General features: G+C 72.9%; 21 protein-coding genes and 1 pseudogene. 10 read left to right on the top strand and 12 right to left on the bottom strand.

What is annotated here, in order from left to right; genetic code table 11:
• Window positions 1-17: 17 nt before the first annotated feature.
• Window positions 18-1979 carry an excinuclease ABC subunit UvrC gene (uvrC, locus tag QRY02_RS03435; protein ID WP_285990026.1) on the bottom strand — a complete coding sequence of 654 codons (1962 nt, stop codon included), beginning with the start codon at window positions 1977-1979 and terminating at the stop codon, window positions 18-20.
• Between the two features lie 167 nt (window positions 1980-2146).
• On the opposite strand from uvrC, the gene QRY02_RS03430 reads away from it, so the two are divergent.
• The 3 genes from QRY02_RS03430 to QRY02_RS03420 all read left to right on the top strand — a co-directional run bounded on the left by QRY02_RS03430 (window position 2147) and on the right by QRY02_RS03420 (window position 4413).
• Window positions 2147-2869 carry a S1 family peptidase gene (locus tag QRY02_RS03430; protein ID WP_285990025.1) on the top strand — a complete coding sequence of 241 codons (723 nt, stop codon included), beginning with the start codon at window positions 2147-2149 and terminating at the stop codon, window positions 2867-2869.
• A gap of 74 nt (window positions 2870-2943) precedes the next feature.
• Entirely contained in the window at window positions 2944-3720 is a 777-nt protein-coding gene (locus tag QRY02_RS03425) for an exodeoxyribonuclease III (RefSeq protein ID WP_285990024.1), read from the top strand.
• 42 nt (window positions 3721-3762) lie between these two features.
• Window positions 3763-4413 carry a SecDF P1 head subdomain-containing protein gene (locus QRY02_RS03420; RefSeq protein WP_285990023.1) on the top strand — a complete coding sequence of 217 codons (651 nt, stop codon included), beginning with the start codon at window positions 3763-3765 and terminating at the stop codon, window positions 4411-4413.
• On the opposite strand, the gene QRY02_RS03415 is transcribed toward QRY02_RS03420, so the two are convergent.
• The 5 genes from QRY02_RS03415 to rpe form a co-directional block, all read right to left on the bottom strand.
• Entirely contained in the window at window positions 4410-4853 is a 444-nt protein-coding gene (locus QRY02_RS03415; protein ID WP_285990022.1) for a PH domain-containing protein, read from the bottom strand. The genes QRY02_RS03420 and QRY02_RS03415 overlap by 4 nt on opposite strands.
• The gene (gene ribH, locus QRY02_RS03410; RefSeq protein WP_285990021.1) at window positions 4850-5356 is read right to left on the bottom strand and encodes a 6,7-dimethyl-8-ribityllumazine synthase; all 507 of its coding nucleotides are present in this window, start codon (window positions 5354-5356) and stop codon (window positions 4850-4852) included. Before ribH ends, QRY02_RS03415 begins: the two co-directional genes overlap by 4 nt.
• Entirely contained in the window at window positions 5353-6681 is a 1329-nt protein-coding gene (locus tag QRY02_RS03405; protein ID WP_285990020.1) for a bifunctional 3,4-dihydroxy-2-butanone-4-phosphate synthase/GTP cyclohydrolase II, read from the bottom strand. Before QRY02_RS03405 ends, ribH begins: the two co-directional genes overlap by 4 nt.
• A complete protein-coding gene (locus tag QRY02_RS03400; RefSeq protein ID WP_285990019.1) occupies window positions 6678-7310 on the bottom strand; it encodes a riboflavin synthase in 633 nt (210 codons plus the stop codon). The genes QRY02_RS03405 and QRY02_RS03400 overlap by 4 nt, the downstream gene beginning before the upstream one ends.
• 80 nt (window positions 7311-7390) lie before the next feature.
• Window positions 7391-8062 (bottom strand): ribulose-phosphate 3-epimerase, encoded by a 672-nt coding sequence (gene rpe / locus QRY02_RS03395; RefSeq protein WP_285993754.1) that lies wholly within the window; start codon window positions 8060-8062, stop codon window positions 7391-7393.
• Window positions 8063-8184: 122 nt separating this feature from the next.
• Here rpe and QRY02_RS03390 point away from each other — a divergent pair, with 122 nt between their 5' ends.
• The 5 genes and pseudogenes from QRY02_RS03390 to QRY02_RS03370 all read left to right on the top strand — a co-directional run bounded on the left by QRY02_RS03390 (window position 8185) and on the right by QRY02_RS03370 (window position 12789).
• A complete protein-coding gene (locus QRY02_RS03390; RefSeq protein ID WP_285990018.1) occupies window positions 8185-9384 on the top strand; it encodes a sensor histidine kinase in 1200 nt (399 codons plus the stop codon).
• The gene (locus tag QRY02_RS03385; RefSeq protein WP_285990017.1) at window positions 9381-10040 is read left to right on the top strand and encodes a response regulator transcription factor; all 660 of its coding nucleotides are present in this window, start codon (window positions 9381-9383) and stop codon (window positions 10038-10040) included. Before QRY02_RS03390 ends, QRY02_RS03385 begins: the two co-directional genes overlap by 4 nt.
• Before the next feature lie 157 nt (window positions 10041-10197).
• Window positions 10198-10545 (top strand): annotated as a pseudogene (locus QRY02_RS48800) (alkaline phosphatase); the annotation flags it as partial.
• A gap of 67 nt (window positions 10546-10612) precedes the next feature.
• Window positions 10613-11593 (top strand): alkaline phosphatase, encoded by a 981-nt coding sequence (locus QRY02_RS03375; protein WP_502874241.1) that lies wholly within the window; start codon window positions 10613-10615, stop codon window positions 11591-11593.
• Window positions 11594-11694: 101 nt separating this feature from the next.
• Entirely contained in the window at window positions 11695-12789 is a 1095-nt protein-coding gene (locus QRY02_RS03370; RefSeq protein ID WP_285993752.1) for a serine hydrolase domain-containing protein, read from the top strand.
• A gap of 279 nt (window positions 12790-13068) precedes the next feature.
• On the opposite strand, the gene QRY02_RS03365 is transcribed toward QRY02_RS03370, so the two are convergent.
• The 4 genes from QRY02_RS03365 to ggt all read right to left on the bottom strand — a co-directional run bounded on the left by QRY02_RS03365 (window position 13069) and on the right by ggt (window position 18044).
• Window positions 13069-13575 carry a flavoprotein gene (locus QRY02_RS03365; protein WP_285990016.1) on the bottom strand — a complete coding sequence of 169 codons (507 nt, stop codon included), beginning with the start codon at window positions 13573-13575 and terminating at the stop codon, window positions 13069-13071.
• Window positions 13572-14996, bottom strand: coding sequence for an RsmB/NOP family class I SAM-dependent RNA methyltransferase (locus tag QRY02_RS03360; protein WP_285990015.1), 1425 nt, complete (start codon window positions 14994-14996; stop codon window positions 13572-13574). Before QRY02_RS03360 ends, QRY02_RS03365 begins: the two co-directional genes overlap by 4 nt.
• The gene (gene fmt, locus QRY02_RS03355) at window positions 14993-15919 is read right to left on the bottom strand and encodes a methionyl-tRNA formyltransferase (protein WP_285990014.1); all 927 of its coding nucleotides are present in this window, start codon (window positions 15917-15919) and stop codon (window positions 14993-14995) included. The genes QRY02_RS03360 and fmt overlap by 4 nt, the downstream gene beginning before the upstream one ends.
• Before the next feature lie 328 nt (window positions 15920-16247).
• Entirely contained in the window at window positions 16248-18044 is a 1797-nt protein-coding gene (gene ggt / locus QRY02_RS03350) for a gamma-glutamyltransferase (RefSeq protein ID WP_285990013.1), read from the bottom strand.
• Window positions 18045-18169: 125 nt separating this feature from the next.
• Between ggt and QRY02_RS03345 the strand changes: the two genes are divergently transcribed.
• Both QRY02_RS03345 and QRY02_RS03340 read left to right on the top strand, forming a co-directional pair.
• Window positions 18170-19534 (top strand): pyroglutamyl-peptidase I, encoded by a 1365-nt coding sequence (locus QRY02_RS03345; RefSeq protein ID WP_285990012.1) that lies wholly within the window; start codon window positions 18170-18172, stop codon window positions 19532-19534.
• A 160-nt stretch (window positions 19535-19694) separates the two neighbouring features.
• Window positions 19695-21353 carry a CotH kinase family protein gene (locus QRY02_RS03340; protein WP_285990011.1) on the top strand — a complete coding sequence of 553 codons (1659 nt, stop codon included), beginning with the start codon at window positions 19695-19697 and terminating at the stop codon, window positions 21351-21353.
• 1 nt (window position 21354) lies between these two features.
• On the opposite strand, the gene QRY02_RS03335 is transcribed toward QRY02_RS03340, so the two are convergent.
• Both QRY02_RS03335 and QRY02_RS03330 read right to left on the bottom strand, forming a co-directional pair.
• On the bottom strand, window positions 21355-22224 hold the full coding sequence (locus tag QRY02_RS03335) for a hypothetical protein (RefSeq protein ID WP_285990010.1): 870 nt from the start codon (window positions 22222-22224) through the stop codon (window positions 21355-21357).
• Between the two features lie 158 nt (window positions 22225-22382).
• Window positions 22383-24482 (bottom strand): primosomal protein N', encoded by a 2100-nt coding sequence (locus QRY02_RS03330; RefSeq protein WP_285990009.1) that lies wholly within the window; start codon window positions 24480-24482, stop codon window positions 22383-22385.
• Window positions 24483-24526 lie beyond the last annotated feature (44 nt).

Genomic DNA, 24526 nt, shown 5'->3' with positions numbered 1-24526 from the left:
GCACTCACTGTGTTTCCCTACTCCCCTGCTTCTGTGCCGTTGCCGGCGCCGGACTCCCCGGCCAGCGCGGCGACCACGGCCTCCGCGGTGCGCCTGCCGAAGCCGGGCACCGCCTCGATCTCTTCGATCCTGGCCTGCTTGAGCTTCTTCACCGAGCCGAAGTGCTTGATCAGCGCGGTGCGGCGAGCCTGCCCCAGCCCGGGCACACTGTCCAATTCGGACGTCACCAGCCGCTTGGACCGCTTCTCGCGGTGGTAGGCGATGGCGAAGCGGTGGGCCTCGTCTCGCAGCCGCTGCAGCAGGTACAGCCCCTCCGACGTCCGGGGCAGGATCACCGGATCGGGGTCGGCGGGCAGCCAGACCTCTTCGAGCCGCTTGGCCAGCCCGACCACGGAGATGTCGGTGATGCCGAGCTCGGCCAGCACGTCCGCGGCCGCGGTGGCCTGCGGGCCCGCGCCGTCGACGACCAGCAGGTTCGGCGGGTAGGCGAACTTCTTCGGCCGTCCGGTCTCCGGGTCGAGGCCCGGTTTCGAGGAGTCCGGCTCCTCGGCGGTTTCCTTGAGGTAGCGGTAGAACCGGCGCCGGACGACCTCGGCGATCGAGGCGACGTCACCCTCCGTGGCCGCCTCCCGCAGCGCGAAGCGCCGGTACTCGGACTTGCGCGCCAGCCCGTCCTCGAACACGACGAGCGACGCGACGACGTCACTGCCCTGGATGTGGCTGATGTCGATGCACTCGATGCGCAGCGGCGCGGTGTCGAGGCCGAGGAACTCCTGCAGCTCGGTGAGGGCCGCCGAGCGGGCCGTGAGGTCGCCGGCGCGGCGCAGCTTGTGCTGGGTGAACGCCTCCCCCGCGTTGCGCTGCACGGTCTCGGCCAGCGCCTTCTTGTCGCCGCGCTGGGGCACCCGCAGCTGGACCCGGGAGCCGCGCAGCCCGGTGAGCCACTCCGCGACCGCATCCGCGTCCGCGGGCAGCTCCGGGACCAGCACCTCGCGCGGGACCACCGGCCCCGCGTCGACGTCGTCGCGGGCGTCGAGTTCGGCCTCGTCGCCGTAGAACTGGGTGAGGAAGTGGTCGACCAGCGCCGGGACGTCCATCTCCTCGGCCTTGTCGATCACCCAGCCGCGCTGGCCGCGGACCCGGCCGCCGCGCACGTGGAAGACCTGGACCGCGGCCTCGAGATCGTCGTGGGCGAACGCCACGACGTCGGCGTCCGTGCCGTCGCCGAGCACCACGGCCTGCTTCTCCATGGCGCGGCGCAGCGCGCCGAGGTCGTCACGCAGCCGGGCGGCGCGCTCGAACTCCAGCTCTTCGGACGCGGCGGCCATCTCGGCCTCGAGGCGTTTGATCATGACGTCGGTCTTGCCGGCGAGAAAATCGCAGAAGTCCTCGACGATGTCGCGGTGCTCGTCGGCCGAGACGCGGCCCACGCACGGCGCGGAGCACTTGTCGATGTAGCCGAGCAGGCAGGGGCGGCCGATCTGGCCGTGCCGCCGGAACACCCCGGCCGAGCAGGTGCGCGCCGGGAAGACGCGCAGCAGCAGGTCGAGCGTCTCGCGGATCGCCCACGCGTGCGCGTACGGGCCGAAGTACCGGACGCCCTTCTTGCGCGCGCCGCGGTAGACGTGCAGGCGGGGGAACTCCTCGTTCAGCGTCACCGCGAGCATGGGGTAGCTCTTGTCGTCGCGGTAGCGGACGTTGAACCGGGGGTCGAACTCCTTGATCCAGTTGTACTCGAGCTGGAGCGCCTCGACCTCGGTGGTGACCACGGTCCACTCGACGCTCGCGGCCGTGGTGACCATCTGCCGGGTGCGCGGGTGCAGTCCGGCGAGGTCGGCGAAGTAGGAGTTCAGCCGGCTCCGGAGGCTTTTCGCCTTGCCGACGTAGATGACCCGCTTGGTCGCGTCGCGGAATTTGTACACGCCAGGGGCATCCGGGATGCTCCCCGGCGAGGGACGGTAGGTGGTCGGGTCAGCCACCTCCCCAGACTATGGGTCGGCACCGACAGTTCTCGGTGGCCCCCCGCTGTCCGATCCGCCGGAAGTCGGGTCTTCGCCCGCTTCCGACCTTCGTCGGTGTCCGGACCTGTGACGCGGTGGTTACTTTCCGACCGGCTGACCCGGTCCCCTCCGAAAGGATCACCGCCGTGACCTCTCTCCGTCTCCTCGGCGCCGCTTCCGCGGCGGCCGTCGCGCTGACCCTCGCCGGCGGCGCGGTCGCCTCCGCGGGCGTCCAGCCGAACATCGTCGGCGGCACCACCGCCCCCACCGTGTCGTGGGGTGCCCAGGTGTACGTGAACACGCCCGGGCGCGACTACCAGGGCTTCAACTGCTCGGGCACGGTCATCGCCGCGCGCTGGGTGCTGACCGCGGTGCACTGCCTCGACCAGGACGGCTCGGGGATGTACGTCCGGGTCGGCAGCAACACGCTGCTCTCGGGCACGAAGATCGCCGTCGACAACGAGTACGAGTCCCCGAACGGCGACATCGCGCTGCTGCACCTGGCGTCGGCGACCAGCACCTCGCCGATCTCGCTGGGCAGCGCGGACCCGGCCACCGGCAGCACCAACCAGATCTACGGCTGGGGCCGCACCACCCCGACCGGCCCGCCGGCGACGGCGCTGAAGACGGCGAACGTCCAGGTGACGGGCCGCTCCACGGACGCCTACGGGGGCCGCGCGATCCAGAGCGTCGGCGTCAACGGCTCGGCGTGGAAGGGCGACTCGGGTGGTCCCGAGGTCGCGAACGGCGTCCAGGTCGGTGTCGCGTCGACGGTCCAGAACCAGAGCGGGTCGACCACGCGCGGCACGAACAACTACGCGAGCGTGGCGGCGAGCCGGTCCTGGATCCGGACGACCGCGGGCGTCTAGAGGTTTCTCCGGCGGGGCGGCGCGGTCACCTGCGCCGCCCCGTTCTTGTCGGTGCCGTGTGGGATGCTCGCGGCATGCGGATCGCCACCTGGAACGTGAACTCCATCGTCCCCCGCCTGCCGCGCGTGCTGGGTTTCCTGGAGGAGACGGCGCCGGACGTGCTGTGCCTGCAGGAGCTGAAGAACACGACGGAGGCGTTCCCGGCGGCCGAGATCGAGGCGCTGGGGTACGAGGTCGCTGCGTACGGGCTGGGGCGCTGGAACGGCGTCGGCATCGTGTCGCGGGCGGGCTTGTCGGACGTCGTGCGCGGGCTGCCGGGCGAGCCGCAGTTCGACGGGGCTTCGGAGGCCCGCGCGATCGGGGCCACGTGTGGTGGCGTGCGGGTGTGGTCGGTGTACGTGCCCAACGGGCGCGAGCCGGACAACCCGCATTACGCGTACAAGCTGGAGTGGCTGGAGTCGTTGCGGTCGCTGGTTTCCTCGGAGCTTTCGGACGGCCCGTTCGCGGTGCTGGGCGACTTCAACGTGGCCCCGACGGACGCGGACGTCTGGGACATCGCGTTGTTCGCGGAGTCGACCCACGTGACGAAGCCGGAGCGCGACGCACTGGCCCGGCTGCGGGACCTCGGCCTGTCGGACGTCTTCCCGCGGCCGCTGAAGTACGACCACCCGTTCACGTACTGGGACTACCGGGCGGGGAACTTCCCGAACAACAAGGGCATGCGCATCGACCTGGTGTACGGGAACGAGCCGTTCACGAGCGCGGTGACGGATTCCTATGTGGACCGCAACGCCCGCAAGGGCAAGGGGCCTTCGGACCACGCCCCGATCGTGGTCGACCTGGACCTCTGACAGTGGTGTAACAGCCGAGGCCTCGTCGCCGACTTGGAGCTCATGCGCTTGGCGATGTGCTTTTCGGCGGCCGCTCTGCTGGCGTTTTCGGCCGGGTGCGGCACCGTTGCCGGCGGACGGGCCCTGCCCGTGTCGGCGACGCCGTCGTCCGCCGCCGCGGCGGCGATTCGCGGTCCCTCCTCGCTGGAGTTCCGCAAGGTCGTGGCCAACGCGACGCGAGCCGGCGTGGCCGGAGCCGGCTCGCCGCCTTCGCCGAACGCCCGGCAGAGTCGCGACGAGCCGGAACAACTGGCGGCCTTGCGGGCGATCGACTGCACGCCCGGCACCACGGATCCGCTGGCCGGTCACGACGACCGGGCCCGTCCCTTGGTCACATGCGGCCGCGGCGAGAACGTGGCCTACCTCCTCGAGCCCGAGTTCCTCCCCGGGAGCGAGGTGGCCGAGGCGACGTCCGGCTACGACGAGCAGCGGGGACAGTGGCTGGTGAACCTCAAGTTCAAGTCGGAGGGCACGAAGACCTGGGCCGACTTCACCAGCAAGAACATCAACCAGCAGGTCGCGTTCGTCGTGGACAGCCAGGTCTTGTCGGCACCGAACATCCAGATCGCGATCCTCGACGGGGTGACGACGATCAGCGGCAAGTTCACCGAACAGAGCGCCCGGGAACTGGCGGACCGGATCGCCGGTCGCTAGCCGCCCGTGGCCGCGCGGTGCAGCTTCCGCAGTGCGCGCACCGCTTCCACCGCCCGGTCCCGATCGACGGCCTGGACCGCCATCACCGCGTGGTACTCGTCGTCCGGCAGCTCCAGCCGCGCCCACGAAGCCCCGTCGGGGAAACTCACCGACAGCACGTCGCTCCACGCGAAGCGGCGGGTGATCAGCACGTTGCGGACCTCGATGCCCTCGGCGTCCGCCCGGACCCGCGCGATCGCGAACAGCATCACGCCGCACGCCAGCAGGATCCCGATGCCCACCATCGCCGCCTGGTCGGAGCGCTGGAAGCGCACCCCCGTGTCGCCGTTGCGCAGCAGGACCGCGACCACCACGAACACCGCCAGCAGCGCCACCGCCAGCACGCTGCACATGATCATCGCGCGCCGGGGGCGGATCACCAGGAGAGTCTTCACGGTCACACGAAGCCCCGCTCGGTCCACGGCTGGCGCAGGCTCCGCAGCACGTGCGCGGAGTCCAGGGCCGCCACCGTCGCCTCGTAGCCCTTGTCCTCCTTCGCGCCCGGACGGCCCGACCGGTCGACGGCCTGCTCGTGCGTGTCGCACGTCAGGACGCCGTTGCCCACCGGGGTGCTCTCGTCGAGCGCCACCCGGGTCAGGCCCGCCGTCACCGCGTCGCACACGTACTCGAAGTGCGGGGTGCCGCCGCGGATGACCACGCCGAGCGCGACCACCGCGTCGTGGTTGCGGGCGAGCGCCTGAGCCACCACCGGGAGTTCGACGGCGCCGGCGACGTGGACGACCGTCGGCTCCTCCTCGAGCTCGGCTTCGCGCGCCGCGACCAGCGCCCGCTCCAGCAGGACGTCGGTGATGTCCGAGTTCCACTTCGTGGCCACGATGCCGAGCTTCAGCGACTTGCAGTCGGACAGGTCCAGCTTGACGTCGGGACGGCCTTCGCCGCTCACAGCGTTCCTCCATCGGCGTGCTCGGGGCCCGCCCCGACCTGGTCGTAGTGCTCCAGCTGGGCCAGGTCGTGGCCCATCCGGTCGCGCTTGGTCCGCAGGTAGCGCAGGTTCTCCGGGTTCGGCGAGATCGGCAGCGGCACCCGCCCGGTGACGCGCAGGCCGTAACCCTCCAGGCCGATCCGCTTGGCCGGGTTGTTCGACAGCAGCCGCATGGTGCGGACGCCGAGGTCGCACAGGATCTGCGCGCCGGTGCCGTAGTCGCGGGCGTCGGCCGGGACGCCGAGGGCGAGGTTCGCGTCTACGGTGTCCGCGCCGTCGTCCTGCAGCTGGTAGGCCTGCAGCTTGTGCAGCAGGCCGATGCCGCGGCCCTCGTGGCCACGGATGTAGAGCACGACGCCACGGCCTTCGGTGGCGACCGCTTCCAGCGCCGCCTCCAGCTGCGGGCCGCAGTCGCAGCGCAGGGAGCCGAAGACGTCGCCGGTGAGGCACTCGGAGTGCACCCGCACCAGGATGTCCTGGCCGTCGCCGATCTCGCCGTAGACGAACGCGACGTGCTCGATGCCGTCCAGCAGCGAGTCGTAGCCGACCGCGCGGAACGTGCCCGCGGCCAGCGGGATCCGCGCCTCGGCGACCCGCTCGACCTGCTTCTCGGTGCGGCGGCGGTAGGCGATCAGGTCGGCGATCGTGATGATCGCGAGGTCGTGGTCGGCGGCGAACACCTCGAGCTCGTCGCGGCGCGCCATGTCGCCTTCGTCCTTCTGGGACACGATCTCGCAGAGCACGCCGGCGGGCGCGAGGCCGGCCATCCGGGCCAGGTCGACCGACGCCTCGGTGTGCCCCGGCCGGCGCAGCACGCCGCCTTCCTTGGCCCGCAGCGGCACGACGTGGCCGGGGCGGCGGAAGTCTTTCGCCGTCGACGCCGGGTCGGCCAGCAGCCGGATCGTGTGCGCGCGGTCGGCGGCGGAGATGCCGGTGCTGATGCCCTCGGCCGCGTCGACCGTGACGCTGTACGCGGTCCCGCGCGCGTCTTGGTTCGTGTGGTACATCGGGGGCAGGTCCAGCCGGTCCGCTTCGGACTCGGTCAGCGCCACGCAGACGTAGCCCGAGGTGTAGCGGACCATGAAGGCCAGCAGCTCCGGCGTCGCCTTCTCGGCGGCGAAGATGAGGTCACCCTCGTTCTCGCGGTCCTCGTCGTCGACCACGACGACCGGGCGGCCCGCCGCGATGTCCGCGATCGCCCGCTCGATGGCGTCGGCGTCGAACACCGCTCCGCTGCCGCACGGGGTCCAGCCCGCTTCGGGCTCCACCGCGCTCGTCTCAGTCATGACCGCTCCTCCGTGCCGCCGACGTCCCGATTGTGCACCTGGTCGCGGATGTGGGCCTCGGCCAGCTTTTCCACGTACTTCGCGACCACGTCGACCTCGAGGTTGACCAGGTCGCCGGCTTCCCGGCGGCCGAGGGTGGTCGCTTCGAGGGTGGTCGGGATCAGGGCCACCGCGAACTGGTCGGCGCTGATCGCCGCGACCGTCAGCGAGACGCCGTCGACCGCGATCGAGCCCTTCTCGACCACGTACCGGGACAGGTGCGCCGGCAGCGCGAACGTCGTGACACCGTTCTCGTCGCGGCCGAGGAACACGCCGGTCCCGTCGACGTGGCCCTGCATGATGTGCCCGCCGAGCCGGCCGCCGGCCGGGGTGGCGCGTTCGAGGTTGACCCGGTCACCGACCGCGACCTTGGCCAGGCTCGAGCGCTGCAGCGTCTCGTTGACGACGTCCACGGTGAACGCACCGTCCGTCACCTCGACCACGGTCAGGCAGACGCCGCTGACCGCGATCGAGTCGCCGTGCCTGGCGTCGCTGGTGACCAGCGGGCCGCGGACGCGCAGCCGGGCCGCGTTGGTCAGCTGCTCGACCGCGGTGACTTCGCCGATCTCCTCGACTATGCCGGTGAACACGTGCGCTGCCTCCTTGTGAGCCGGTCCTCCCATCCAACACCCGCCGCGGCCCGGTGGCTTCTCCGGTGCCGCTGCGGGACTCAGCCGGCCCGGCCGCGGGCCGCCTGTTCGCGCAGCGCGGCGACCGCCTTGCCCGGGTCGGCGGCGCCGTAGACGGCGGATCCGGCGACGAAGCAGTCGACGCCCGCCTCGGCGGCCTGCTCGATGGTGTCGGCGTTGATCCCGCCGTCGATCTCGACGACCAGCTTCAGGTGCCCGGTGTCGACCAGCCGCCGCGCGGTGCGGACCTTGTCCAGGACACCGGCGATGAACGACTGCCCACCGAAGCCCGGCTCGACCGACATGACCAGCAGCGTGTCGTAGTGCTTGAGCGCGTCGAGCCACGGCTCGAGCGCGGTGCCCGGCTTGATCGACAGCCCGGCCTTCGCGCCCGCGGCGCGCAGGTTCTTCGCCAGCGCGACCGGGTCCTTCGCGGCCTCGGCGTGCACGGTGACGTTGTAGGCGCCGGCCTCGGCGTAGCCGATCGCCCAGCGGTCCGGGTCGTCGATCATCAGGTGGCAGTCGATCGGCAGGTCGGTGCTGTCGATCAGGGCTTTGGCCACGGGCAGGCCGAGGGTCAGGTTGGGCACGAAGTGCGCGTCCATGACGTCGACGTGCACCCAGTCGGCGCGGGTCTCCCCACCGGCGGCGACGGCGGCGATCTCCTCGCCGAGCCGGGCGAAGTCCGCCGCGAGGATGCTGGGTGCGATCAAAGGTCGGTCTGCCACGTTCCGAGTGTAGGAGGACGGCGCTAACGCCTGCTAACCGGTTGTGACCAGGATCTGGCTCCGGAGAGGGAGGTCACGCGGCACCGGCGCCCCCTAACCTCGGCGGCATGTCCGGTTTCGCGAGATCCCTGCTGCGCCCCGATGGCTACCGCAGCGTGCCCTACGCCCTGCTCGGGATGGCGCTGGCGCTGCCGGCGATGCCGTTCGCCCTCGTCGCCGCGATGTTCCCCGGTACTCCCCGGCTGCTGTTCGCCCTCGCGCTGGTGCCGGTCGCGACGGTGCTGGCGGCGGCCGGGCTGAGCGGGCCCGTGCGGCGCTTCGGCGTCGCCGTCGCCAACGCGGTGCTCGGCACCGAGCTGCCGTCGCCCGGCCGGGCGCGGCCCGCCTGGCCGGACCGGCTGCGCTCGGCCGCCTGGCTGGTCCTGCACGCCGGGCTGAGCGGGCTGCTGCTCGTGATCGGCGGAGTCCTGGTGCTCGGCATGCTGACCCCGGTGCTGTGGCTCAGCGGCGACGGGCGGCAGTTCTCCTTCTTCGGGACGAACGCCGTCGCCGGCGCGTGGACGGTGCCGGTCGCGCTCGGCATGCTGGCGCTCGCGCTGCTGGTCGCCGCGGCCGCCACCCGCGTCTTCCGGGCCGGCGCGACGGCGCTGCTGAGCCCTTCGGCGACCGAGCGCGCGGCGCTGGCCGAACGCCGCTCGGCCGTGCTCGCCCAGCGCAACCGCCTGGCCCGCGAGCTGCACGACTCGATCGGGCACACGCTGACGACGTCGACCATCCAGGCGGCGGCCGCGGCCGATCTGGTCGAGGCGGATCCCGCCCAGGTCCGGCGCGCACTCGGCACGATCGAAGAAGCGTCCCGAAGCGCCCTCGAGGATCTCGACCACGTCCTGGGCCTGCTTCGCGAGGAGCCGGCCGCGAAGGCGCCGACGCGCACCCTGGCCGAAGTCGACGTCCTCGCCGTGCGGGCCCGCGAAGCCGGGCTCGACGTCCGGCTGGCCGTCACCGGGCCGGTCGCCGCACTGCCCGCCGCAGTGTCGCGGGAGGGGTACCGGATCGTCCAGGAGGGCCTGACCAACGCGCTGCGCCACGCCGGTCCCGGCGCGGTCGACGTCCGGGTCGAGGCCGGGCCGGACCGTCTCGGCATCGCGGTCGTCAACGCGCTGCCCGGCGACGGGCCGCGGACCGGACGGCGCGGGCTGGCCGGGCTCGCCGAGCGCGTCGAAGCCCTGCGCGGCGAACTCGACGCCGGTCCGGACGGGCAGCAGTGGCGGCTGAGCGCCTCCATCCCGCTGCGGGCGGGCGCGTGACGCCGTCGGTGCTGCTCGCCGACGACGAGCCGCTGGTCCGCACCGGGCTGCGGGCCCTGCTGGAGCAGCAGGGACTGCCGGTGGTCGGCGAGGCGGCCGACGGCGGCGAGGTGCTGGCCGCGGTGCGGCGGACCCGGCCGGACGTCGTGCTGATGGACGTCCGGATGCCCGGCACGGACGGCATCGAGGCCACCCGGCAGGTGCTCGCGGCGCTCGCGGAACCCCCGAAGATCCTGGTCGTCACGACGTTCGACAACGACGACTACGTGCACGAGGCGCTGCTGGCCGGGGCCAGCGGGTTCCTGCTGAAGCGGGCGCGCAAGGAGGAGATCGCGCACGCCGTGCGGACGGTCGCCGCCGGCGAGTCCCTGCTCTTCCCGGAGGCGATCCGGCGGCTGGTGAGCGGGCGCCCGCCGGGCGGGAAGCACGCGCGGGCGGCGAAAACGCTCACCCGGCGCGAGGCCGAAGTGCTGCGGCTGATCGCCGGCGGACTGTCCAATCAGGACATCGCGGCGGCGCTCGTGATCAGCCTCGAGACGGTGAAGACCCACGTGGGCAACATCTTCGCGAAGCTCGGCGCGGGCAACCGCAGCCAGGCCGTGGTGATCGCGTACGAATCCGGGGTCGTCAAGCCGGGACACCTCGCCGGTCGATAACCGACGTGCTCCCGGTCACCCGCGGGAAGCCATGAGTTCGATCAGCGGACACCCGGCGGTCACCTTCAGTCTCTTCGCGCCACACATGCGGAAGGACTAATGGGGCGTGTCCGGAATCCGGGCACTCACCTCCCGAAGTCCCCGAACGAGGAGAAACATGGCTTCGCTGTTCGCCGGCCGACGCCGGTGGCTGGTCGCGGGCGCGCTCGGCGCCGCGCTGGTCGCCGCCGCCCCGGTCGCCCTGGCCACCAACGGCTCCGACACCGCCGACGCGCGCTCGTCGGCCGGCACCGGTGACCGCACCGCCGACGTCCGTGCCGCGATCCAGGGCGGCCACGCCCGCAACGTGATCCTGTTCATCGGCGACGGCATGGGCCAGTCGGAGATCACCGCCGCCCGCAACTACGAGCGCGGCGCGGCCGGCCGGCTCGCGATGGACGAGCTGCCGCTGACCGGCGACTACACCACCTACGCCGTGGAGCAGAACAACCCGGCCAAGCCGAACTACGTGACCGACTCGGCCGCGTCCGGCACCGGCTGGGCCACCGGCACCAAGACGCTACAACGGCGCCATCTCCGTCGACGCCTACGGCAACGACGTCCCGACGATCCTCGAGCTCGCCAAGCGGAACGGCCTGCGCACCGGCGACGTCACCACCGCCGAGGTCCAGGACGCGACCCCGGCCGTGCTCGGCTCGCACGTCGTCAACCGCGACTGCAAGGGCCCGGTCGAGACGACCGCCAAGTGCGCGAAGAACGCCAAGGAGAACGGCGGCCTCGGCTCGATCGCCGAGCAGCTGGTGCAGACCCGCCCCGACGTCCTGCTGGGCGGCGGCGCGAAGTACTTCAACCAGCAGGTGACGGCGGGCAAGTTCCAGGGCAGGACCGTGCTGGACCAGGCCAAGGCGGCCGGCTACTCGGTCGTGAACACCGCCGCGGACCTGGCGGCGGCGAAGAAGGGCAAGCCGGTGCTCGGCCTGTTCGCCGACGGCAACCTGCCGGTGAACTGGACCGGCCCGGCGGCGGTGCACGGCGGGACCGCGCCGGCCCGCTGCACGCCGAACGCGAAGGTGCCGGCCACCCAGCCGAAGCTGGCCGACCAGACCCGCAAGGCCCTGGAGCTGCTCGACGACCGTCGCAGCGACAAGGGCTTCTTCCTGCAGGTCGAAGGCGCGAGCATCGACAAGCAGGACCACGCGGCCGACCCGTGCGGCCAGATCGGCGAGACGGTCGACTTCGACGCGGCGATCGCGGCGGGCACGGCGTTCGCCCGCAGCCACCCCGACACGCTGGTGCTGGTGACCGCCGACCACGGCCACAGCAGCCAGATCGTCGAGCCCACCGCCACCCCGGGCCTGACCGCGACCCTGATCACCAACGAGGGCGCGAACATGACCCTGGCCTACGGCACCGCGGAAACGGGCGGCTCGCAGTCGCACACGGGCACGCAGGTGCGCATCGCGGGCCTCGGCCCGCAGGCGGCCAACATCGTCGGCCTGACCAACCAGACCGACCTGTTCGGCACCCTGAAGCGCGCCCTGAAGCTGCGCTGAGTGGTGGGGTATACCCCCGGTTTTTCCGGTGGTATACCCCATACCCCCTGGCGTTCCGGCCCCCTAGCGTGGGGAATACCGAGACACCAGGGGGTTTTCTCATGCGGAAGTCATTGCGGGCCGTCTCCGCCGGCACGCTCGTCGTGCTGCTCGCCGCCACCACGGCGGCACCGGCGCTGGCGGCGGCCGGCCCGGTCCAGGCGAGCCTGGACGTGCTGACCGCCCAGGACGGCGTACCGGGGGCGGTGGCGGTCGTCCAGGACGGCCGGCGCACCCAGGTGACCCGCAGCGGAACGGGCGACGTCGCCACCGGGAAACCGTTCCCGCGCAACGGTTCGTTCCGCGCGGGCAGCGTCACCAAGACGTTCGTGGCGACGGTCGTGCTGCAGCTGGTCGCGGAGGGCCGGGTGCGGCTGGACGCGCCGGTTTCGCGGTACCTGCCGGGGCTCCTGCCCGACGGGCGGATCACCGTCCGGCAGGTGCTGCAGCACACGAGCGGGCTCTACAACTACACGGACGACCTCGACCTGGCGAACCCGGAGGCGTTGCGCCACCGCGGCGCCGAGCCGGCCGAACTGGTGGCGATGGCGCTGAAGCACCCCGCGCTGTTCCCGCCCGGCACGAGCTGGTCGTACTCGAACACGAACTACATCGTGGCGGGGATCCTCGTGGAGAAGGTCACCGGGCACGCACTGTCGGACGAAATCGCCCGCCGGATCACCCGGCCACTGGGTCTGCACGACACGTACCTCCCCCGCCGCGGCGACGAGCGGCTGCCCGCACCGCACGCGGTCGGCTACCTCCCGTTCGGCGGCAAGCTGGTGGACTTCAGCGACTTCGACGCCACGATCGCCGGGGCGGCGGGCGGCCTGGTCTCGACTCCTGCCGACCTCGACCGCTTCTACGGCGCCCTCCTGAGCGGCCGGTTGCTGCGCCCGGCCGAGCTGGCGGAGATGCGCCGGACGGTGCCCGCCGACCTCGGCATCCCGGGCGCCGGTTACGGCCTCGGGCTGGGCAGCGTCCCGGTGTCGTGCGGAGTGGTGTGGGGACACGAAGGGGGAATCCCCGGCTTCACGAACTTCGCCGGCGTGGGCCCGGACGGCCGCCGGGCGGCGGTGGTGCTGAACGAGAACCCGACCCCGGCGGAGACGAGCGGCCACCTGCTCGCGGCTGTGGACGCGGCGGTGTGTTCGTAGTCCGGCGGCCCGGAACTGTCGGTGGTCACCGGTAGAGTCGAAGACGGGGGGCGCCCCCGCGGGCCGGTGTTCGTTCTGCGCGGTCGCGGCGGGCTGCTGCGGCTCACCACCCTCGCGGCACGGACCTCGCGGGGTGCGGCAGGAGCTACCCGGCGCCACCCCGGTGCGCACTCCGGCGGGCCCCGCTCACCAGTCCCCGCTCAGCGTGGTTGGAGTTGCTCAGCAGCCGCATGGAGCCGCCCGGCGGGCACCCGCTCGACAACCCGCCCCAGCACGGCCTCACTGAGCTGAAGGCAGCAGATCCAAAACCTCGGTCCACGGCCGCCCGACGTCAAGGCGGTGCAGCGTCACCCCGGCGCCCGCGAGGGTGTCGAGGTGGCGCTGCCACGCCGGGTGGTGCGCCCGGGTGTCCTGGATCTGGTACGCCACCACCACCGTGATCCCCGGCGCGCCCAGCACGTCGCCGAGGACCGTCAGCGCCTGGTTGTCCGCGATGCCCAGCGCCAGCTTCGCGACCGAGTTCGCCGATGCGGGCGCGAACAGGAACACCGACGGGTCCGGGTGCGGCCGCGGCTCGCCGGGCAGCCGGGACTCGCTGCGGACCGGCAGGTCGGTGCACGCGGCGATGTCGTCGAGGCCGCCGGCCGACTTCAGCCAGCGCATCGCGGCCGGTGTCAGCGTGATCGCCGGGCGCCAGCCGCGTTCGGCCGCCGGGCGGGCCAGCTCGGCGGCGAACCGGACGTCCAGCCCGCCGCACGAGCTGGCGACCAGCCCGAGGTTCCTCACGGTTTGCGCAGCACGGCGCAGAACATCGCGTCCGTGCCGTGGCGGTGCGGCCACAGCTGGACGTACGGCCCGTCCCCGAGCTCCGGCACGCCCGGGAAGAACGCGCGCGCGTCCATCACCTCGGCCTTCAGCCGCCGCGCCGTCTCCGCGAAGACGCCTTCGGTCTCGGCCAGGTGCGGCGAGCAGACGACGTAGGTCAGCGCGCCGCCGGGCCGCAGCAGCTCGTAAGCCGCGGTGATCAGCTCACCCTGCAGCTTCGTCAGGTCCGCGACGTCGGACGGCTGACGGCGCCAGCGCGCCTCCGGCCGCCGCCGCAGCGCGCCGAGCCCGCTGCACGGCGCGTCGACGAGGATCCGGTCGTACCCCGGCTCCAGGCCGCTCTCCCGGCCGTCGGCCACGTGCACCTTCACCGGCAACCCGATCGTGGCCTTCTCGACGAGCTTGGCGCGGTGCGGCGCCTTCTCGACGGCGTCCACGGCCGCCCCGCTCAGCGCGGCCAGCGCGCCGAGCAGCGTCGCCTTGCCACCCGGGCCGGCGCAGAGGTCGAGCCAGCGCTCGTCGGTTCCTTCGAGCGGCACCTTCGTCGCCGCGATGGCGCAGAGCTGGCTGCCCTCGTCCTGCACCGCGGCCAGCCGTTCGCGGACCGGTTCGACGTCGGCCGGGTCGCCGGCGCCGGCGGGCAGGCGCACGCCGTAGGGCGAGTACGGCGCCGGGTCGCCGCCGGTGATCGCGGCGAGCTCGTCGGCGCTGATCTCGCCGGGACGCGCGACGAGGTGCACCTCTGGGCGCGCGTCGTCGGCTTCCAGCGCGGCCTTGAGGCCGGCACCCTTGTCACCCAGTGCTTCGGCGAACGACCGCGCGATCCAGCGCGGGTGCGCGGTGCGCAGCGCGTAGGCCCCGATCGGGTCGGCCGCCTCGTCCGGCGCCAGCTCGTCGAGCCACGTCGTTTCGTCCTTTTCGGACACCTTGCGCAGGATGGCGTTGGCGAAACCCGTGGCCCACGAACCGGCTTCCGCGCGCACGAGGTCCACAGTGGACGTCACGGCGGCGTGCTCGGGGATGCGCGTGCGCAGCAGCTGGTAGACGCCGAGGCGCAGCGCGTCGAGCACCGCCGGGTCGGTCTGCTTGAGGGGGCGCTCGGCGCAGGACTCGATGATCGCGTCGAGCAGGCCCTGTGCACGCGACGTGCCGTACGTGAGCTCTGTGGCCAGCGCCGCGTCCCGGCCGGTGATCCGCCGCTCCCGCAGCAGGTCCGGCAGGACGAGGTTGGCGTAGGCGTCCTTCGTCCGGACGGCCGCGAGGACGTCGAACGCGGCCTGCCGGGCCGGATCGACCTCCGGCGGGCGGCGCGGCCCTTCCTTGCGTGGTGCCGGACGGCCTCGCTGCGGCCGTGACGGGCGTCGTTCCCTGTGGTCGTTCACCGGAGGCGCTCTCCCTGGTCAATCCTTGTTCCGCGCGCCCAGTCGGTGGCCGCCATCCGTTTCTTGCCGGGTGCCTGGACTTCGCCGAGCCGCAACGGCTTCGTCGCCGTCCCGACCAGCACCCGTTTGCGTTCGACCACGATCTCGCCCGGCGGCGGGCCGGGTTCGTCGAGCACCGTGACCGGGCCGAGCTTGAACCGTTCCCCGCGGAACTCCGCCCACGCGCCCGGGTCCGGGCTGACCGACCGGATCTGCCGGTCGACCGCCGGCGCCGGGTCGGCGAAGGACACCCGCGCGTCCTCCACCGTCACCTTCGGCGCGTAGCTGACGCCTTCGGCGGCCTGCTCACGCGCGACGAGGCTGCCGTCGGCCAAACCGTCCATCGTGGACAGCAGCAGCTTGGCCCCGGACTCCGCGAGCCGCCCGAGCAGGGCACCGGCGGTGTCGGTGGCCCCGATCGCCTCGGTGACGACGCCGTAGACCGGGCCGGCGTCCAGCTCCTTGACGATCCGGAAGGTCGAGGCGCCGGTGATCTCGTCCCCGGCGCGGATCGCGGCCTGCACGGGCGCGGCCCCGCGCCACGCGGGCAGGAGCGAGAAGTGCAGGTTCACCCAGCCCAGCCGCGGAATGTCGAGGGCGGCCTGCGGCAGCAGCGCCCCGTAGGCGACGACGGGGCAGGCATCCGGCGCAAGCTCGGTCAGCCGCGCGAGAAAGGCCGGATCCCCGGCGCGCGCGGGCGTCAGGACTTCGATGCCGTGCGCATCGGCGAGCGCACCGACGGGCGACCGCACGACCCGCCGGCCGCGCCCGGCCTGCGCATCGGGCCGCGTGACGACGGCAACGACCTCGTGCCGCCCGGAATCGAGCAGGGCGCGCAGGGCGGGGACCGCCGGGTCGGGAGTGCCGGCGAAGACGAGCTTCATCGGCCCACCCCCGGCGGAAGCAGGGTTTCAGGTGGCTGGAACATCGGAGCCGAGTCTAGAAGGCCGCCTTCGGCTGGGCGCGCCCAGCTCAGGCCTGGTTGTCCACAGGGCCGCCTCGGTGGGGACAACCAGGCCCCGGCGACGTGCTTTCGCGGCTTTTCGTCGGGGGGTGCCGATAGGCTGGACAAGGGCACGCCCCCCTAGGGAGGGCGGGGGCTTTCCCGGCCGCTGCCGGGGCTGCTGCACAGTGCGAGCGGCCTGCCCGCCTCCCCGATGCGAGCAGCGTGCCCGCCTCCCCCGAACGGAAAGGCGGGCCTCGACCTCCGGCCTACCAGTTCGCCGGCCACACCACCTGCGCCGCGCCCTGGCCGCGCCGTACCGGTTCCGCCGCCGCCAGCCAGCGGCCGTCGCGCAGTCGCTCCACGCCCGTGGCCGCGCCGATCTCCGCCGGGGCCGTCGAGAAGCCCTGGCCGCGGGCCTGCAGCGCCGCCGTCTCCGGCTGGTCCAAGAATGCCTGCTCCACCTGCGCTTGCGCCGAGTTGCGCTGCGACGCGCGCGGGGCCGCGATCGCGTTCTCCAGTGACAAGCCGCGGTCGAGGCGGCCGAGGATCACCTGGAGCACCGTGGTGATGATCGACGCTCCGCCCGGCGAGCCCGTCGCGAAGAACGGGCGTCCGTGGTCGAGGACGATCGTCGGGGCCATCGACGAGCGGGGGCGCTTGCCCGGGCCCGGGAGGTTCGGGTCCGGCACGCCCGGCGTCACCGGCGTGAACGAGAAGTCCGTCAGCTCGTTGTTCAGCAGGAACCCGCGGCCCGGCACGACGATGCCGCTGCCGCCCTCCTGCTCGATCGTCAACGTGTAGGCGACGACGTTGCCCCACTTGTCCGCCACTGTCAGGTGCGTCGTGTTCTCACCCTCGTACGGCGTCGGCGCGGCGGTCGCGCCCGCGGCGCACGCGGCCGGGTGCCGGGGGTCGGCCGGGGCGACCGGGCTGGTCGCCGCCTTGTCCTTCGAGATCAGGCAGGCCCGGGAGTCGGCGAACCGCTGGCTCAGCAGCTCGCGCGCCGGGACGTCGACGAACGCCGGGTCGCCGATCCAGCGGTTGCGGTCGGCGAAGGCGAAGCGGGTCGACTCCAGGAAGTACTGCAGGTAGTCGGCCTTGCTCGCGTGCTTCAGGTCGAAGTTCTCGAGGATGTTGAGCGCCTCGCCGACCGTCAGCCCGCCCGACGACGGCGCCGGCATGCCGTAGACGTCGAGGCCCTCGTAGCGCGCGTGGGTCGGGTCGCGCTCGATGGCGCGGTAGGCCGCGATGTCGGCCGTGGTGAGCTTGCCGGGCCGGACGTTCAGCGTCGACGCCGGGTCGACCGGCGGCTTCTGGACCGTCTTGGCGATGTCCGCGCCGATCGGGCCGCGGTACAGCGCGTCGACGCCGGACCGCTCGAGCTGTGCGTACGTGCCGGCCAGGTCGGGGTTCTTGAAGACCGTCCCCGGCGCCGGGGGCGCGCCGCCCGGCAGGTACAGCGACCGCGTCGACGGGAACGCCGAGAACCGCGCGGCGTTGTTCGCGATCTGCGTCTGGAACGTCTGGTCGACGACGAAGCCGTCGCGCGCGAGCTTCTCCGCGGGCTTCAGCGACTTCGCCAGCGACCGCGTCCCCCACTTGCGCAGCGCCTCGGCCCAGGTCGCGGGCGTGCCGGGCACGCCGACGCTCAAGCCGCTGGTGACGGCGTCGGCGAACGGGAGCGGCTTGCCGTCTTCGACGAAGAGGTTCTCGTCGGCGGTCTTCGGCGCGGTCTCGCGGCCGTCCAGGGTGTGCACGCGGTGGGTCTTGGCGTCGTAGTAGACGAAGAACCCGCCGCCGCCGACCCCGGCCGAGAACGGGTCGGTGACGCCGAGCGCGGCGGCGACCGCGACGGCCGCGTCGACGGCGTTCCCGCCGTCGCGGAGGACCTGCGTGCCGATCGCGGTGGCGTCGGCGTCGATGCTGGCCACAGCGCCCCCGAAGCCGACGGCGACCGGCGACTTCGGGGTGGGCGTGGCGGCGGTGGCGGGCACGGCGGCGCCGGCGGTGAGCACGGCGGCGACGGCCAGGACGAGCGTGGTGCGGCTCCAGTGCGCGGGCATGCGGGCGAGTCTGCCCCTTGGTCAAGGCAGCTTCAAGCCATCATCCGACTTTGCGCGCTTCTCGGATCGCTTCCCGACCGGAAGACTGGGTGCCGGAGATCGCTCAGCGACGTGGAGGGAAACCCGTGCGCCTTTCCGCCCTGCTCCCCTTGCTCTCCGCCGTGCCGATGCTCGTGCTCCCCGGCGTCGCCGCGGCCACGCCGGCGCGGAGCTGCTTCGACGCGGCCGTCCCGCTGACCGTGGAGGAGCAGCGACTGACCGCGACGATGCCGGCCGGTGGGCCTGCCGTCGGTCCCGAACTGGTCCGGCTGGCCGGGCTGGCTCCCTTCGTCGCCGAGGTCGGGCACGACCTCTGCGCCGCACGCACACCGCGCCGGGCCGAACGGGTGGTCACGCAGGCCAGTGACCGGCTGTGGCGGACCGCGGTCGACCGCGCCCAGGGCCGCACGCCCGGCCTCGGCACGCTCGACCGCTTCGACGACCGGCCGCTGTACTGGGCGCGGCTGCAGCTCAGCAGCGCGATACGGCAGTGGCAGCCGCCCTTCCCGCTTCCGGCTTCGCAGCGGGTGTCCCTGCTCGCGGCGTTCGATCGCGGATCGCGCGGCCTCGACGACGTCCGGTTCCCGCTCGGGAAGACGCGGCGGGTCATGGTGAGCGGCTTCGACCCGTTCCAGCTCGACGGCGCCGGTGTCCGGATTTCGAACCCGGCCGGCGCGGCGGCCCTGCAGCTGGACGGGCGGGTCCTCGCCACGCCGTCGGGGCCGGCCGTGGTGCAGGCGGTGAACTTCCCGGTCGTGTGGAGCTACTTCGACGCAGGCATTGTCGAAGCGGCCTACGGCACGGCGTTGCGCGACCGTGCGCGACGACCGGACGTGATCATGACCATCAGCCAAGGGCGCCCGGGCCGGTTCGACATCGAACGCTGGGCCGGCGCCTGGCGCGGCGGATTCCCCGACAACAACAACGTGCCGGTCACCGGGGGCGTGCCACCGGCCGGGGGCTGGCCGCAGCCGGACGTCCAGTTCATCGAGACGACGCTGCCGTACGACCGGATGCTGGCCGCACCGGCCGGCGCCTACCCGGTGAACTTCAACCAGGCGTTCTGCGTGTGGCCGGACGCGGCCCACCCGGGCACCGGAACCCCGGTGTGCCGCTCGGACGCCCCCGCCGCGGGCGAGATCGCCGCCTCCGGCGGGGGCGGGAACTACCTGTCGAACGAATCGATGTTCCGCAGCAACCGCGTCCGCATCGGCCTCGGGCGGACGTCGGTGGCCGGCGGGCACCTGCACACGCCGGTGCTCGGCCAGCCGACGGCCCCGGACGCACTGACGGACGCGGATTTCGAAGCCCGCCGCCAGGCGATCGCGGCCCAGGTGCTCACGTTGACGACGGCTGCCGCGAGTGGCCCCGGCACCGCTGCTCCGCTTGGAGTCACGGAACCACCGCGTGCCGCGGTGGAATCGTTGCCGGGCACGGTCTTGCCGGGCTGAGCAGCGCACGACCGGCCATGGGCGCCGGTGGCCGGCCGTGGTCATTCCGGCGCTCCCCCACCGGCTGCGCCGGCAATGGGTGATACACCCACCCGGATCGGAACGGTCACGGAATTGTTTTCGCATTCTTGCCACCGGAATCCGGTCGTACACTGGCCGGATGGGCAGCCAGGAGCAGCGCGCACTCGATTCCCTCTACGCGATCGACAATGTTTTGACGATCGATATCACGATGCCGCCTGCGGACTGGGACGCGGTGCGCACCGAGCAGCCCGCCGGCGGGGTGTGCAACTTCGACTGGAGCGGCGGCAGCCGTTACACCTGGCGGGAGGCGACGTCGGTCGAGCTGTCCGGGACGAAGTTCCCCGCGCGGACGGCGCTGCCCGGCGTCGGGATCAAGAAAAAGTCTTTCTGCGGGTCGATCAGCAGCGGAAAACCCTGCCTGCACCTCGACTTCGCGAAATTCTCCGACGCGAACAAGGATCCGGTCCGGAAGCTGATCGGCTCGCGGTACCTGACGCTCAACAACTCCGTCCAGGACCTCTCCTACCTCCGGCAGCTGCTCGGCTACAAACTGTTCGAGCTGGCCGGTCTCCCCTTTTCGCGGGGCAATTACGCCCAGGTGCGGGTGAACGGCGTGCCGATCGGGCAGGGGGAGGCCGGTGTCGACAGCCCCGGGGTCTTCGTGAACGTCGAGCCGGTCATGCCGCGCTACATCGAGCGCAACTTCGGGCACCTGAACGGCAACCTCTACGAGCTGGAGCACAAGGACGACTTCATCGCCGAGCGGTTTCCCTTCATCGGGGTCGAATCCCTCTCGAAGTTCGACGACAAGGCCGACCTGCGGTTCGCCATCGACCACATCGGCGCGCACGGGCTGGCCGGGGCGAGCGAGGTGTTCGACCTCGACCAGTTCGTCAAGATCTACGCGATGGAGTTCTTCCTCAAGCACTGGGACGGCTACTCCCGCAACACCAACAACACCTACGTCTACAACGACGTGGACGCCGTCGCCCAGCCGGGCGTCGACGACATCGACTTCAAGCTGATCCCGTGGGGCCTCGACCAGACCTTCCAGCCCGCCCGGCACTTCCGCCTCGACACCGCCGGGCTGCTCGCCAGGCTCGTGCGCGACGACGCGGGACGGCGGGCGCAGGTGGTCGGCCAGATCCGCGCCTACCGCGAATCCGTCTTCGGCTTCCAGACCCAGCAGGAGGTGCTCAAGCCGTTCCTCGACGGGATGGGGACGCTGCTGGCCGGATTCGGCGTGCCGGACGTGCCCACGCAGCTCACCGCCGTGCAGAAGCAGCTGCGGCTGGCCGCGTCCGCCGGCTACCTGTGCGGCGGCCTGCCCGGCAGCGCCGGCGCCTACGTGCGCGACGACGTCACCAACGAGTGCCTGCACGCGAGCCGCAGCGAAGTCATCCCGGCCACGGCGGAGGAGCCCGGCGGTGCCGAGGTCGTCCACCGGCTGCGGCCGGCGAACGTCGACGACACGGACCTGTGGTGCTTCGCCCCGCTCGGCGCCGGGCAGTCGGTCGGCAGCAAGGCGTCCGGGCAGCCCCTCCACGCCACCACGACGACGTCGGGCCAGGGCCACCCCTTGCTCTGCACGCGCGCGGCGGACAACGCGGCCCACGCCGAAGAGTTCTCGGTGACCCCGGTCGACCCGGTCGGCGACGACTTCGGGTTCAGCGGCTGGTTCACGCTCACGAGCATCCGGACCGGGCTGGGCGCGGCGTTCGGCACGGATCCCACGGCGACCGGAAAACCGCGCGTCCACCAGGACACCAATCCGTCGAAGCTGTACTTTTCCTGACTCACAGGACCGCGTAGCCGCCGGCGTCGTCGACGATCAGGATCCGCTGCTCGCCGCCGATCGAGAACGTCGTGACGCCCTCCGGCTTCGCGGTCCGGTGGAAGGTGACGTCGAGCAGCGCGGCACGGTCGCCGGCGCGGTTCCAGGTGCCGAGCCGGAACGGCGCGTCGCCGTGGCTGGTCGAACGCCCGAGCAGCAGCAGGAAATCGCCGGTCCCCGCGGCCCCGGAAACGTCCCGGATCCCCCGGGTCACGCCCGGCTCGGGCAGCCGCACGCGGATCAGTTCGGGGTGCCCCAGCGACGCGGTCGTCCACCGCGCTCCGCCGACGTCGGCGGGGACCCGGACCAGCGTGACGCAGCCCGGCTCGGCCGGTCCCCGCAGGCCGAACAGCAACGCGTTCCGGTCCCAGGCCAGGCCTTCCACGTTGAGCCCGCCCGCATCCGGTTCCCGCCGCCCGGCCGCGGCGAGCGCGGGCTCGTGGGCGAGCAGCCAGTCCCGGAACCCGTCCATCGGTTCCGCGGGCAGCGCTCCGCCGGGTGCGTACCGGACGCGCACGAGGCCGTCGCAGATCCGGTTTCCGTCCGCGACGCACAACGAAGAAGCGACGACGAGGAAGACCTCCCCGTGCACGTCGACCCGGGTGAGGCCTTCGGGATCACGCAGCTGTCCCCGGCCCACCCCGGCCAACGGGCGCCGGTGAATCCGTTCGACCGCGACGACGCCGGGATCGAACGTCATTTCGAACAACGCGGTGGGGTCTTTGTTGTCGACGAAGACGAACCGCCGGGAACCCACCTGGGCGACCCCGGAAGCGTTGAACGGCACTTTGCCGTTCCGCTCCGGGAAAGGTGTCGGCCGGACCTTCGCCATGGAACCAACGTACCGCCGCTCATCCTCGTCGTTGCCCGATCAGCCGCGCCCAGCGAAAACCCACCGATGACTTCCGCGTCCGCCATCGGCTCGGCCACGTCCCACCGGGGCGTGATCCCCCCGGCGGAGAACTGGATCCGGCCGGAGATGGCCTGACGTCAGATCAGCTCCAGCGGGTCCACCTGGATGCGGATCGGTTCCGTCGCCTTCCGGGCGTCCCGGCGGGCCGCGGCCGCGTGGATCGACGCCGCCAGGGCCTTGCCCTCCGCTCGCGATACCCGCACCAGCGCCCGCTCGCGGTCCGCGTTGCCCTCCTCGTCCAGCTCGCCGATCGGGACCGGCCCCAGTACCTCCCCGGACGACGGCAACGGCAGGTCCTCCAGCAGGGCCGCCACCGCGTCCGGGCTGCCCTCCACGCTCGCCATGCGCATTGCCGGCGGGAAGCCCAGCTCGCGGCGCTCGGACAGCTCCTGGCCCGCGTGCCAGGCCGGGTCCCAGCGGACCAGTGCCTGGACCACCGCCAGCCCCGCCTCCGCGCCGACGATCACGCGGCCGCCCGCCGCGGCCGGGCGGACCAGGGCCGCCGCCGCCATCCAGCGGCGCAGGGTCTCCTCGCCCGCCCGCAGGTCCTGGCGGCCCAGCAGGGCCCAGCCGTCCAGCAGCAGGGCCGCGCCGTAGCCGCCGTCGGCCACCGGCTCCGCGCCGGGCGTGCACACCACCAGCGCCGGTTTGCCCGGCACCGATTCCAGGACCTCCGCCGCCCCGGACGTGCGGACCGGGACGCCCGGGAACGCGCGGCCGAGCTCCTCCGCCGTCCGCTTCGCGCCGACGATCACCGCGCGCAGCCGGACCGAGCCGCACGCCGTGCAGCGGAACGCCGTTTCGGGGACACCACACCAGCGGCAGGCCGGTGGTTTCGGCTGCCCGTCGAGCGATCCGCCGGGCAGCGCCAGCGGCCCCGCGCACCGGCGGCAGTGCGCCGGTGTCCGGCAGTTTCCGCAGGCCAGGCCGGGTACGTACCCGCGCCGCGGTACCTGGACCAGTGTCGGCAGGTCCGCGGCGAACGCCTGGCGCGCCGCCTCGAAGGCCACCGCCGGCAGGCGCGCCACCCGGGCGGCCTCGTCCCGGGCGACGTCGAAGTCCTCGCCGACCGGGGTGACGCGCGGGGCGGCGGCGCGCAGTGTCGCCCGGTCCGCCAGGACCGGGGCGGCCCAGCCGGACTCGACGAGCAGCTGGGCCTCGGCCGTCCGGGCGAAGCCACCGACCAGCAGCGACGCCTTCGCCGCGTGCGCGCGGTCCATCAGGACGTCGCGGACGTGCGGGTACGGCGCGTGCTGGTCGAGGTGCAGGTCGTCGCCGTCGTCCCAGACGGCGAACAGGCCGGGGTCGCGGACCGGCGCGAACATCGCCGCCCGCGTCCCGACGACCACCCGCACCGCGCCGCGCAGCACGGCCAGCCAGCGCCGGTACCGCTCGGCCGGCCCGAGCCCGGCGATCAGCGCCACGACGGCGTCCTCGCCCACGAGCGCCGCGCAGGCCGCGTGGACCCGGGTCAGGTCGCGGTGGTCCGGCACCACCAGCACCGCGCCCCGGCCCGCGGCGGCCACCGTGCCGGCGGCCTCGGCGAGCCGGCGCGGCCAGTCCTCGCCCGGCAGGGCCTGCCAGACGGCGTTCGCGGGCTTGCCCTCGGCGAGGGCCTCCACGAACGCCGGGCCACGCTGGTAGCGCGCCCAGGCCGCGGGGTCCGGCGCTTTCGGTGGTCCCGCCGGCGGGACCGGCGGTTCGCCTTCGGCCTTGGCGTGCCGCGGCGGGATGGCGAGCCGCAGGACGTCGGACAGCGTGCCGCCGTAGCGGTCGGCGACCGCCCGGCACACCGCGTGCAGCGACGGCGGCAGCACCGGCTCGGCCGACGTCACGCGGTCGAGGAAGGCCAGCTTGCTGCCGTAGTCGCTGGTCTCGCCGCGCTCGATCAGGTAGCCGTCGACCAGCTGCCCGGCGAACCGGACCCGGACGCGGCAGCCCGGCACGGCGGACTCGTGCAGCTTCTCGGGCACGAGGTAGTCGAAGGTGCGGTCCAGGTGCGCGAGCGGGATGTCGACGACGATCCGCGCGACCGGCAGCTCGGGCGCGGGCGACTGGGCGCCCTTCGCCTTTTGCCCCGGCTTCGGCGCCTTCTTCCGGGCACGCGACGGCGCCGCCTTGGCGGCGGGCGGCTTCTCCGGGAGGTCCCAGAGAGCTTCGGGCTCGGAACTGCTCACGCCGTGATCTCTACCAGACCCCACCGACACCCCGGACACGAGGA

The sequence above is a fragment of the Amycolatopsis sp. DG1A-15b genome (assembly GCF_030285645.1).
Taxonomy (GTDB): Bacteria; Actinomycetota; Actinomycetes; order Mycobacteriales; family Pseudonocardiaceae; genus Amycolatopsis.
This window is presented reverse-complemented; position numbering and strand designations above follow the sequence as displayed.